Origin of the sequence: Kitasatospora sp. NPDC059408 (assembly GCF_042751525.1) — a bacterium.
In the GTDB taxonomy this organism is placed as follows: Bacteria; Actinomycetota; Actinomycetes; order Streptomycetales; family Streptomycetaceae; genus Kitasatospora.
This window is the reverse complement of record NZ_JBHYWI010000154.1, coordinates 1-10,547: the sequence shown is the minus strand read 5'-3', so window position 1 is coordinate 10,547 and position 10,547 is coordinate 1. Positions and strand designations below refer to the sequence as shown.

At 73.5% G+C, this 10,547-nt stretch carries 9 protein-coding genes and 1 pseudogene; 2 read left to right on the top strand and 8 right to left on the bottom strand.

Going from position 1 to position 10,547, the window contains the following annotated elements:
* A pseudogene (locus tag ACFXDE_RS43140) lies at window positions 1-584 on the bottom strand (galactose-1-phosphate uridylyltransferase); the annotation flags it as partial.
* 171 nt (window positions 585-755) lie between these two features.
* Here ACFXDE_RS43140 and ACFXDE_RS43135 point away from each other — a divergent pair.
* Both ACFXDE_RS43135 and ACFXDE_RS43130 read left to right on the top strand, forming a co-directional pair.
* Window positions 756-1,565, top strand: coding sequence for a DeoR/GlpR family DNA-binding transcription regulator (locus tag ACFXDE_RS43135; RefSeq protein ID WP_380499692.1), 810 nt, complete (start codon window positions 756-758; stop codon window positions 1,563-1,565).
* A gap of 119 nt (window positions 1,566-1,684) precedes the next feature.
* Window positions 1,685-2,194, top strand: coding sequence for a hypothetical protein (locus ACFXDE_RS43130; RefSeq protein WP_380499691.1), 510 nt, complete (start codon window positions 1,685-1,687; stop codon window positions 2,192-2,194).
* A gap of 46 nt (window positions 2,195-2,240) precedes the next feature.
* Here the strand turns inward: ACFXDE_RS43130 and ACFXDE_RS43125 are convergent, their stop codons facing one another.
* The 7 genes from ACFXDE_RS43125 to ACFXDE_RS43095 form a co-directional block, all read right to left on the bottom strand.
* Window positions 2,241-3,380, bottom strand: coding sequence for a LacI family DNA-binding transcriptional regulator (locus ACFXDE_RS43125; protein ID WP_380499690.1), 1,140 nt, complete (start codon window positions 3,378-3,380; stop codon window positions 2,241-2,243).
* Between the two features lie 1,095 nt (window positions 3,381-4,475).
* A complete protein-coding gene (locus ACFXDE_RS43120; protein ID WP_380499689.1) occupies window positions 4,476-6,212 on the bottom strand; it encodes a glycoside hydrolase family 36 protein in 1,737 nt (578 codons plus the stop codon).
* A 4-nt stretch (window positions 6,213-6,216) separates the two neighbouring features.
* On the bottom strand, window positions 6,217-7,047 hold the full coding sequence (locus ACFXDE_RS43115) for a carbohydrate ABC transporter permease (RefSeq protein ID WP_380499688.1): 831 nt from the start codon (window positions 7,045-7,047) through the stop codon (window positions 6,217-6,219).
* Window positions 7,044-7,940, bottom strand: a complete 897-nt coding sequence (locus ACFXDE_RS43110) for a carbohydrate ABC transporter permease (RefSeq protein WP_380499687.1) — start codon at window positions 7,938-7,940, stop codon at window positions 7,044-7,046. The genes ACFXDE_RS43115 and ACFXDE_RS43110 overlap by 4 nt, the downstream gene beginning before the upstream one ends.
* Window positions 7,937-9,136 (bottom strand): extracellular solute-binding protein, encoded by a 1,200-nt coding sequence (locus ACFXDE_RS43105; protein ID WP_380499686.1) that lies wholly within the window; start codon window positions 9,134-9,136, stop codon window positions 7,937-7,939. The genes ACFXDE_RS43110 and ACFXDE_RS43105 overlap by 4 nt, the downstream gene beginning before the upstream one ends.
* Window positions 9,137-9,477: 341 nt before the next feature.
* Window positions 9,478-9,753, bottom strand: a complete 276-nt coding sequence (locus ACFXDE_RS43100) for a hypothetical protein (RefSeq protein WP_380499685.1) — start codon at window positions 9,751-9,753, stop codon at window positions 9,478-9,480.
* Window positions 9,750-10,178, bottom strand: coding sequence for an ATP-binding protein (locus ACFXDE_RS43095; RefSeq protein ID WP_380499684.1), 429 nt, complete (start codon window positions 10,176-10,178; stop codon window positions 9,750-9,752). The genes ACFXDE_RS43100 and ACFXDE_RS43095 overlap by 4 nt, the downstream gene beginning before the upstream one ends.
* Window positions 10,179-10,547: the final 369 nt, after the last annotated feature.

The following is a 10,547-nucleotide window of genomic DNA, read 5'->3' as shown; positions in this document are numbered from 1 at the left end:
TAGATCTGTCCGTGGGGGTGGGCGAGGGTGACGCCGATCTCGGCGCCGCGGTTCTCGAAGCAGTACACCTGTTCCACGCCGGGCAGGGCGGAGAGCGCGGCCGTGCGGTCCGTCCACGCGTCCAGGACCAGACGCGCGCGGGCCTCGGAGAGGTCGGCGAAGGACGCGTCGTGGTCGGCCGTGAAGCACACCACCTCGCAGCGCCCGGCGCCGGGACCGGCCGTCCGCAGTCCGCCGGCGAGCTCGCCCGGCGGTCCGGCCAGCGAGGGGAAGCGGTTCTCGAAGACGGCCACCTGGTAGTCGGTGGCGGGGATTTCGCTCAGCCGCCCGTCCTGGGAGGGGCACAGCGGGCACTCCTCGGCGGGCGGCTGGTAGGTGCGGGCCTGCCGGTGGGCGGCGACGGTGACCCAGTCCCCGGTGGCCGGGTCCCGGCGCACGTGGGAGGCGGGCGGCCGGGGGTCCAGCGGGCGCCGGTCGACGGCGTTCCGGGGCACGGCCGCGCCGCTGTCGTAGTAGATGAGCTCCCGCCCGTCCGCGAGCGTGGTCGCGGTCCTGGCGGTGGGCTCGGTGACGGTCCCGGCCATGGCCTCGGTTCTCTCTCCTCGATCCGACATGAATCAACAATCTCGAACACTATCCAACAGACCCGCCGCCCCGGAAGCACCCGGCACCTGCCATGATGGCCATGCTGGCGATGAGCGCGGCCGCCCCGGCCGCACCGACCCGCGCCACGCCGACCCGAGGGAGGCCCTCCGATGGCCGACAGCGCCCAACCGCTCGCCGGGCAGCGACGCGCGCTGATCCTGGAACAGGTGCGCGCGCGGGGCGGGGTCCGGGTGACCGAACTCGTCCGCGACCTCGGGGTCTCCGACATGACGGTCCGCCGCGACCTCGACGCGCTGGCCCGGCGCGGACTGGTGGAGAAGGTCCACGGCGGCGCGGTGCGGGTCGAGGCGCCACTCAGCGGCGAGCCCGGGTTCGAGACCAAGGCCGGCTGGGAGCTGCCCGCGAAGGAGGCGATCGCCCGCGCCGCCGCCGCACTCGTGCCGCCCGGTTCGGCGGTCGGCCTCGCGGCCGGCACGACGACCTTCGCGGTGGCCCGCCACCTGCGCGCCGTCGACGGCCTGACGGTGGTCACCAACTCCCTGCGGATCGCCGAACTGCTGGAACAGCCCGACGACGACGGCACCCCGGCGACGGCCACGGTGATCCGCACCGGCGGCGTCCGCACGCCCTCGGACGCGCTGGTCGGCCCGGTCGCGGACCAGGCGATCCGCTCGCTGCACGTCAACGTGCTCGTCATGGGCTGTCACGGCCTCTCCGCCGACACCGGACTGACCACCCCCAACCTGGCCGAGGCCGAGACCAACCGGGCCTTCCTGCAGTCGGCCCGCCGCGTCATCGTGGTCGCCGACCACACGAAGTGGAACGCCGTCGGCCTGGCCTCCTTCGCCGCCCTCGACCAGCTCGACGTCCTGGTGACGGACGACGCCCTCGCCGCCGAGGAACGGACGGCCGCCGCCCGGCTGGTCGGCGAGCTGATCGTCGCGTCCTCCGGGGACTGACGGGCGGGACGGGGCGCGCCCCGAGGGGCCCGGCGACCGAGCCCGGATCCCCCTGTGGGGGGACGCCTCCGGCCCTCCGGGAGGACGTGGCGCCGCCTCCCACCGGCCAGCCTGGATGCATGACCACCGCATCGAACCCCGCTGCCCCGGCACCCCGTTGGGCCGTGCGAGCCGCACACGCCGCAGCCCTCACCACCGTGCCCTCGGGGCTGTGGCGGATCGCCCTGGCCCTCGGCCTTCCGGTCGGCTACGGCGACCAGGTGCTCCGCCAGGACTTCCACATCCCTGGCTGGGGCGCGGTCGCCGTGGTCGGCCTCAGCGTGGTCTCCGAGGCCCTCTCCCTGCTGACGCTCGGCCTGGTCCGCCCCTGGGGCGAGGTGGTGCCGCGCTGGATCCCGGTCCTCGGCGGCCGGCGTGTCCGCCCGCTCGCCGCCGTCATCCCCGCCGCGCTCGGATCACTGGCCCTCGTCTATGTCTGGAGCGGGTTCCTGTTCTGGTGGAACGTCGATCACCACCCGGCGATGACCGGTCCCTGGGGCGACATCGTCGGGGTCCTCTACCAGCCGCTGGTCCTCTGGGGCCCGCTGCTGGCCGCCGTGACCGTCTCCTACTACCGCCGTCACCGCTGAAGCCACCCGGCCGGTCATCGCGTCGCTCGACCCGTCATCGCGGCGCTCAACCCCCCGAACTCGCCCGCACCACCAGCTCGGTGGCCAGCTCCAGCCCCGCGCCGGGCGCCCGTTCCCCCCGCACCTGGCCGAGCAGCCGCTCGACCAGCGCGGCGGCGATCGCCCGCAGCGGCAGCCGGACCGACGTCAGGGCGGGGTGCAGGTGGCGGCAGAGCGGCGTGTCGTGGAAACCCGTGACCGCCACCTCCCGTCCGACCGTCAACCCCTCGGCGCGGACGGCCTCGTAGACGTCCAGCGCGAGCAGGTCGCTCGCCGCCGCGACGGCCGTCGGCCGGTCCGGGCGGCGCAGGAGCCCGCGCACGGCGGCGACGTCCGGCCCGGCCGCCACCTCCGCCGTCAGGCCGAGCCGCCGCGCCTCGGCGAGGAAGCCCGCGCGGCGTTCCGCCATCCACGGCAGGTCCTCCGGGCCTCCCACGTACCCGAGGCGCCGGTGCCCGCGCTCGGCGAGGTGCCGCACGACGGCCGCCATCGCCGGGCCGTTGCCGATGTCCACCCAGTGCTGCGGCTCCCCCGGTCCCGTCCGCCCGAAGGTCGTGAACGGGACGCCGGCCCGGGCGACGTGGCCGATCCGCGGGTCGTCGCGCAGTACGTCCGCAAGCACGAGCCCGTCCACCTGGCGGGCCGCCACCAGCTCGTCGATGGCCGCGAGCGCGTCGCCGGCGCCCGACGCGTCGCCGGCATCCGTCCCGTCCTCCGCGCCCGACGCATCCCGGGTGCCTCCACTGCCCGGTGCCGGGCGGAACAGCAGCACCCGCAGGCCCTGCGCCCCGGCCGCGTCGACCAGCGCCTCCAGGAAGCCGGCCATCAGCGGGTTGGGGTCGAACGGGTCGTCCACCGGCGAGAGGTAGCCGATGGTGCGCCGGGCGCCGCTGCGCAGCGAGCGGGCCGACTGGTCCGGCTGGTAGCCGAGTTCGCGGATCGCGGCGGTCACCCGCTCCAGGGTGTCCGGGCGCACCCGGTGCGGGGCGTTGAGCGCGTTGGACACCGTCTGCCGGGACACGCCGGCCGCGCGGGCGACCTCCTCGATGGTGGTGGCCCCGCGGCGCGGACGGCGCACTCCGGCCCCGCGCACGGCCTCGTCGGGCGTCGTGACAGCGCGGCGCGGTCGGCGTGCTCCCTCGGGCATGGCTTCCTCCGGCGTGCTCGGTCGGGTCATCGGTGCGGTCACGTGCGGCGCAGGATCGGCAGCCCGCCGCGCGACACCTCGACGACGCCACCCCGGCGGGGTCCTCCCCACCCCGCCGGACGATACGCCCTCCGCATCCTCGACGATCACCCCCACCGAACGACCGCACCACCGGATCGGCATCGGCACGCCATCCGACCATGCGCCACGGGCCAACCGCATCTCCCATTCGGCATCGGCGCCGCACTCGCGCACGGCACCGCCGTTGCGCCGCCCCAACCAGGCCGGACGGCATGCCGCCGCACGGACGCACGCTGCAAGGGCGTCGTCACGAGGTCACGTAGGCCACGGCGCCACCCGCCCACCGAGCAGCACCACCGACCCGACCACGCCCCACCTCACCCCACCCCACCCCACCCCGCCGGACAACGCGCCCCCGCGCACGGCGAACTGCCGCCACCCCCGGGCCGGCGCGGTCACGACCGTCACATGCACCGTGGGGTCGGCAGCTCACCGCGCGATACCGCATCCACGCCGCCCCGGGCCGAGCTCGATTCCGCCGTCCCGGACAGCACGCCGCCGCACCGCCCGGCCGTTGGTCACGGGCCGACTGCCCCGCCGGGCCGGCGTCGTCATCACGCTCACGCCCGGTGCCGGGTCAGCCGCCCGCCGCGCGACAGCCCCACGACGGCGCCGCCCCGGGCCGAGCTCCACCCACCCCGCCGGACGACGCGCCCTCGCGCAGCCTCGACGATCACCTCCGCCGGCCAACCACACCGCCGAGATCGGCACCGGCGCTGCGCGGCCGCTGCAGGGCGAGCAGCCGGCCGCGCGATGCCGCAGCCCCGTCGACCAACCGCTCGCCCGGGCAACCGCACCTACCGTTCGACGTCGGCGCTGCGCTCACGTACGGCACCGTCGTTGCCCCGCCCCAACCAGCCGGACGGCACGCCGCCGCACGCACGCACGCACGCACGCCGCAAGGGTGAGCGCCGCCCTCGCGACACCGCACCACCGCCGCCCCGGGCAGAGCTCCACCCCACCCGCCCAGCCGGGCGACCCGCCGCCGCCACCCGGCCAACGCCGCTGCGACGCTCACGCACGCCGCAGAGTCAGCAACCCGCCGCGCGGCACCGTGACGACGGCGCCGTCCCGGCCGAGCTCCACCTCGCCCTGCCGGACGACGCGCCCCCGCGCGTCCTGCACGACCGCCTCCGCCGTCCCGCTGCCGCCGGTCAGCCGCACGTCCGGGTCGGCGTCGGCGTTGGCCACCAGCAGGGTGCGCCACCGGTCGCCGCCCGCGTCCACCGGCAGCGCCGCGTAGCGGGCGACGGCGACGGTGTCCGGGCCGGTGGCGGTGACCATCGGGTAGCCGAGGTCGGGCCGGGTCGGGCGCAGTTCGCCGAGTTGCAGGGTGTCGGCGTGGGCGCGGAAGATGCCGAGCCAGAAGGCCAGGGCCTCGCGCTGCTCCGGGCGCAGCGCGGCGAGGTCGACGGACACCTGCGGCACCGCGAACAGGATGTTGATCAGGTGGCAGGCGATCTGCTCGGGCGTCTCGACCGGGTGCCAGGTCAGCATGTCGGCGTGGACCGGGACGGGCCCGGCGGCGAGCCGCACGTCGATCGTCCGCTGCCGGTTCTCCTGGGGGCTGAGCGGGCAGTCGGTGGCCCGGATCATGGTGACGTACGGCCACAGGGCCGGGCTGACGTAGGGCTGGCGGTGCTCGATCATCGCGTCCGGGTGGGCGGCCGTGATCCGTCGGCGCAGCTCGGCGAGCAGCCGTTCGACGCCCTCGTCGACGCTCGCGCAGTCGGCTCCGGGGCCGGTTTCGGGCGCGTCCGCCCGCGCGAACCAGTCGACGAAGTCGACCTTGAGGCCGTCCATGCCCCAGTCCTCGACGGCCCGCGCGAGCCGGCCGACCAGGAACTCGCGGACCTCCGGGTAGCGGGGGTCCGCCACGACGGCGCCCATGGGCCCGGCGTCCGCGAGCGCGTACCGGCCGATGCGCTCGAACGCGGCGCTGTTCTTGCCGATGAACGGCAGCGCGTACCAGAGCATGTACTGCACGCCGAGCTCGTGGACGCGCCGCACGTGGGCGGCGGTGTCCGGCAGCGAGACCGGCTCCCAGTCGCCGCAGTGCCCGTAGCCGCGCGTGCGGTCGGCGGTCATCCAGCCGTCGTCGACGATGATCACGTCCAGGCCCAGCTCCTTGCCGAGCGCGGCCTGGGCCTCGACGGCCTTCGGCTCGATGTCCTGGTGCATCGCGTACCAGGTGGAGTAGGCGGGGCGGCGGGCGGCTTCGGGCACGTCCGCCCGGTGCGCGGTGCCCCACCACTCGGCGAGGTCGGCCAGGCAGCGGGCGAAGTGGCGGCGCGAGGTGTCGATCCGCACGGTGAGGCAGCCCGAGGCCTGCGCCCAGAAGCGGAACTCGCCGGTCTCCTCGACGACTCCCGCGCCGGCCAGCACGTCGGGCCGCTCGGCGGCGAAGGCGCAGATCGCGACGTCGCCGGTGCCGACGAGGGCGGCGATCGGGGCGCCGGCGGCGATCCCGGTGCGGCGCGGGGCGCTCCAGGCGGCGGGCAGCCAGCCGGTGCCGCGCGGTTCGGGCGTCCAGAGCGCGGTGGCGTCCACGCACGGCACCCGCCACTCGATGCGGACGTCGCCATCGGCCGCCGGTGTCGCCTCGACGGTCACCTCGACCACCCCGTCGGCGACCGCGCGGGCCGTCCCGGCGCCGCTCACCCGCAGGTCGAGACCCTCGGCGTACAGCGGGCGCAGGCCGCCGGTGGCGGAAGGGGCGGCGGGGGCGTGCGGCTCCCAGATGTCGGTCACGGGTTCAGCCCTTCGTCGCACCGGCCAGCAGGCCGGAGATGAACTGCCGTTGCAGGACCAGGAAGAGGACCATCATCGGCAGGGTGGACAGCGCGGTGCCGGTGAGGATCGCGCCGTAGTCGGTCGTGCTCTTGTTGCCGTACAGGGTGGCGATGGCCACCGGCAGGGTGTGCATCCCGGGGCTGCGCAGCGCGACCAGCGGCCACACGAACTGGTTCCAGGAGCCCAGGAAGAGGAAGATCGCCAGTGCCGCCAGCACCGGCCGCATGACCGGCACGACGACGCTCCACAGCACCCGGAACTCGCCCGCGCCGTCCACCCGTGCGGCGTCCAGGAGTTCGTCCGGCAGGCCGGCGAGGGACTGCCGCATCAGGAAGATCGCGAACGGCACGCAGAGGCCGGGCAGGATGAGCGCCTGGTAGGTGTCGAGCAGGCCGAAGCTCATCATCATCTTGAACAGCGGTACCAGCATGACCTGTTCGGGCACCACGAGGGTGGAGAGCAGCAGCCCGAACAGCAGACTCCGGCCCCGGAAGCGGAACTTGGCGAAGGCGTAGCCGGCCAGCAGCGCGACCACCAGGGCTCCGACGGTCTGGACTCCGGCCACCAGCAGCGAGTTTCCGATCACCCGGAGCAGACCGATCCTCCGCTGCAGGTGGTCGAGGTTGTCGCCGAGGTGGCCGCCGGGCAGCAGCTTGGGCGGCCAGTCGAAGATGTCCGTGTCCTTGCGGGTGATGGCGATCACCAGCCAGTAGAACGGGCCGACGGAAAGGCCGGTGAGGCCCGCGAGGAGGAAGGTCAGCGGCCAGCCGCGCAGTTTCGTGATCGGCTTCATCGCTCCCGCTCCCCCATCAGCCGCATCTGGACCGCGCCGAGCACCGACACCAGCAGGGTCAGCGCGTAGGCGATGGCGGACGCGTAGCCGAAGTCGAAGTACCGGAAGCCGTTCTGGTACAGGTACATGGAGACGGTCAGCGTCGCGTTGTCCGGGCCGCCGCCGGTCAACACATAAGGCTCGTCGAAGAGTTGGAGCGTGCCGATGGTGGACAGCACGACCGTGAACAGCAGCACCGGGCGAAGCGCGGGCACCGTGACCGCCGTGAACCGCCGCACCGGGCCCGCCCCGTCGACCATCGCGGCCTCGTACAGCTCCTTCGGGACGCCCTGGAGGCCAGCCAGGTAGATGACGGCGTTGTAGCCCGTGTAGTGCCAGGTCAGCACCAGGACGACGGCCATCCGCGCCCAGAACGGGTCGCCGAACCAGTCGACGACCGGCAGGCCGATCGCGTCCAGCAGCCAGTTGACGGCGCCGTGGTCGGAGTCGAGCAGGAAGGCGAAGATCACGCCGGTGGCGACCAGTCCGGTCACGGCCGGCATGAAGACGCCCAGCCGCCACACCGCCCGCCAGCGCACCAGCGCCGAGTTGATGCCGACGGCCATCAGCAGGGCCAGCCCGAGCATCACCGGGACCTGCACGACGAGGATCTCGGCAGTGTTGCGCAGGGCCGTCCAGAACAGCGGATCGTCCAGCAGGCGGCGGTAGTTGGCGAGTCCCGCGGAGCGGGCGGCGGTGCCGGACCCGGCGGTGAAGGAGAGGAGCAGCGAGTCGACGACGGGGTACGCCTTGAACACGCCGAAGGTGACCAGGGCGGGGGCGAGGAGCAGGTACGGCACGGCGGTGCGGCGGCGCCGGGCACGCGCGAGGGACGGTTGGACGGTCGTCGTCATGCGATGCTGCGCCCGGTCTGCTGGGCGAGTTGCTTGGCGGCGTCCTGGAGGACGGCGGCCGGGTCGCCGCCCTTCAGGAACACCTTCGTCTGGGCGTCGCCGGCCAGCTTGAGGGCGCGGGCGTAGTCCCCGGAGTAGTTGGTCGGGTCGCCGCCGTCGACGGCCAGGTCGGCGAAGGTCCGCAGCACGGGCTGGCCGCCGTAGTAGGCGCTCGGCGCGCCGTACATCGGGTCGGTGTAGGCCGCGGTGAGCGCGGGGAAGACGCCGCCGGCGGTGAACATGCTGTTCACGGAGGCCGGGCGGGTGAGCGCGTACTCGACGAACTTCCAGGCGGCGCGGCGGCGCGGGCTGGAACCGGCGACGGCGAGGTGGGTGGAGTTCACGAGCGCGGTGCGCTTGCCTCCGGCGGTGACGGCCGGGGGCTTGGCGAGGCGCCAGTGTCCGCTCTGGTCACCGAACTTGGCCTCCAGGTAGTGCGCCGCCCAGGCGGGCATGGGGGCGACGGCGAGCTTGCCGGCCTTCATCAGGGTGGCCCAGCCCTGCTCGCCGGGGGCATCGGCGACCAGCCCGGCGCCGTCCAGCCGCTTCAGGACGTCCATCGCGCGGACGGCCTCGGGCGTGCCGAGCGTGATCCGCCCCTGGAGGTCGAAGTAGAAGGCGCCCTGGAGCTGCATCAGCGACTGCACGAAGTCCAGGTCGGGGTCGGGGTTGGCGGCCTTGTTGATGCCGATGAGGGAGATGCCGGGGTTGGCGGCCTTGAACTTCTCCGCCACGGCGATCAGGTCGTCCCAGGTGGCGAGGGCGGTCGGGTCGATGCCGGCCTTGCCGAAGTAGTCCTCGCGGTAGAAGAACCCGAGCGGGTTGACCTCCCAGGGCAGCGCGTAGGCGTGGCCGTCCTTGCCGGTGACGACCGGCCACAGGCCCTTGGCGAAGTCGTCCTTGTGGGCGTCGGCGCCGAAGGAGGACAGGTCGGCGAGGCCGCCGGGGAACTTGTCCAGGTAGCCGGGCAGGTAGTCGCAACCGATGTGGAGGACGTCCCCGAGCCCCTGCCCGCCCGCGGCGAGACCGACGGTGATCTTGTCCCAGATCGCCGGGTTCCCGATGTCCTGGACGTCGACCTTGATGCCGGGGTTGTCCCGCTCGAACGCCGGGACGACCCCGCGCAGCGCGGCAGCGGCCGTGGCCCACGACCACACGGTGACCGTGCCGGTTTCGGCGTCCCCGCCTGCGGCTCCCGCCGATCCGGAGTCCCCGCAGGCCGCCAGCGCCCCCCCCGGCCGCCAGGGCCAGCAGACCGGCCCCGGAGGCGCGGAGGAGCTCGCGACGTGAAAGGTGTGACATTGCATCGCCTCCCGTTTTTGAACGTTCAAATCCACAAAACAGACCAGAACCAAACAGTCCCGAACGAGCGCCACACAGCAAACGCCACCTGCCGTACGCCGTCAACCCCCAGGTACGCCCGCAACCGTTCCGTTACCAGGCGACGGGATGGCTGCGCGAGAAGTCGGATGGGCCGACTTCTCGCGCACGCCCTCGGTCAATCGGGGGCCGGGCAGAGGTAGATCGGGTGGGGCTCGATGCCCACGAACGCGATCACGCGCATGGCGCCGACTTCGAGCAGCTGGCGGGCGATGCGGTCGGCGGACCGGGGCGAGAAGAGGTCGGCGAGGAAGTCGGCCTGGTCCTCGTCGAGCGGGAGGTGGGAGACGGCGGTGCGGACGGCTTCGAGGGCGTCGGGGAGGCGGGAGAAGGTGGCGGCCTTGGTGACGCCCTTGATCTCGACGCTTACGGCGAAGGGGAGTTCGGTTTTCACTGGCCACTCCCGATCGTGGCCCAGATCGCCTTGCCGACGCCGCCCGCACGCGGGCAGCACCCCCAGCGGGAGGCGAGCTGCGAGACGAGCCAGAGCCCGCGCCCGGCTTCGTCCTCGACGGTCGCGGGACGCGCGTACGGACGCCCCGCACCGGCGTCGTGCACCTCGATGCGGAGGGCGTCGGGGTGGAGCGAGAAGTGGACGTAGAGGAGGCGCCCGGGCGGGGTCATGGCGTGGAGCACAGCGTTGGTGACGAGCTCACTGAGCACCAACTCGCCGGTTTCGACGAAGAGTTCGCCGGAGGGTTGGGCGGCGAGGAAGCCGCGGAGCAGCTTTCTGGCCGCGGCGACGGACTTGCGGTGTCTCGGCAGCCAGTAGGAGTACTCGGTAGCGGGGGCGGGCGGCTTCTCCAGCATTCCGGGCATGGCAGGGCCTCCGGTGTGGTGGGAGGGGATCGCGATCCGGCGCGGGCAAGGCGATGCCCGAGCGATGATCCGCCGGGATCACGCTGTGTGGCGTTCATCACCACGCTTCGTAGCATGCACCCGCATCGATGCCATCCGCAACAAGAACAACTGCAACTGTGCAGATTCGCTAGCCTGGATCCGACGGAACGTCACGAGGCAGACTGGGATGGGCTCAAGGAAGGAACGTCGTGACTGACGAATCGAGGCCGACCGTGCGCGGCCGTCGTCTAGGTGTACTGACCACGGAGGTTGGTGACGGGGTTCACGGTCAGGTGATCTTGAAATGAGTGAGGGCCTTCTGGCTCGGTGTGGATTGCGACGTCTGCA

Bases quoted from the DNA above. Each gene is read 5' to 3' on its own strand.
- ACFXDE_RS43135 (WP_380499692.1), top strand. From the start codon at position 756: ATGGCCGACAGCGCCCAACCGCTCGCCGGGCAGCGACGCGCGCTGATC.
- ACFXDE_RS43130 (WP_380499691.1), top strand. From the start codon at position 1,685: ATGACCACCGCATCGAACCCCGCTGCCCCGGCACCCCGTTGGGCCGTG.
- ACFXDE_RS43125 (WP_380499690.1), bottom strand. From the start codon at position 3,380: ATGCCCGAGGGAGCACGCCGACCGCGCCGCGCTGTCACGACGCCCGAC.
- ACFXDE_RS43115 (WP_380499688.1), bottom strand. From the start codon at position 7,047: ATGAAGCCGATCACGAAACTGCGCGGCTGGCCGCTGACCTTCCTCCTC.
- ACFXDE_RS43110 (WP_380499687.1), bottom strand. From the start codon at position 7,940: ATGACGACGACCGTCCAACCGTCCCTCGCGCGTGCCCGGCGCCGCCGC.
- ACFXDE_RS43095 (WP_380499684.1), bottom strand. From the start codon at position 10,178: ATGCCCGGAATGCTGGAGAAGCCGCCCGCCCCCGCTACCGAGTACTCC.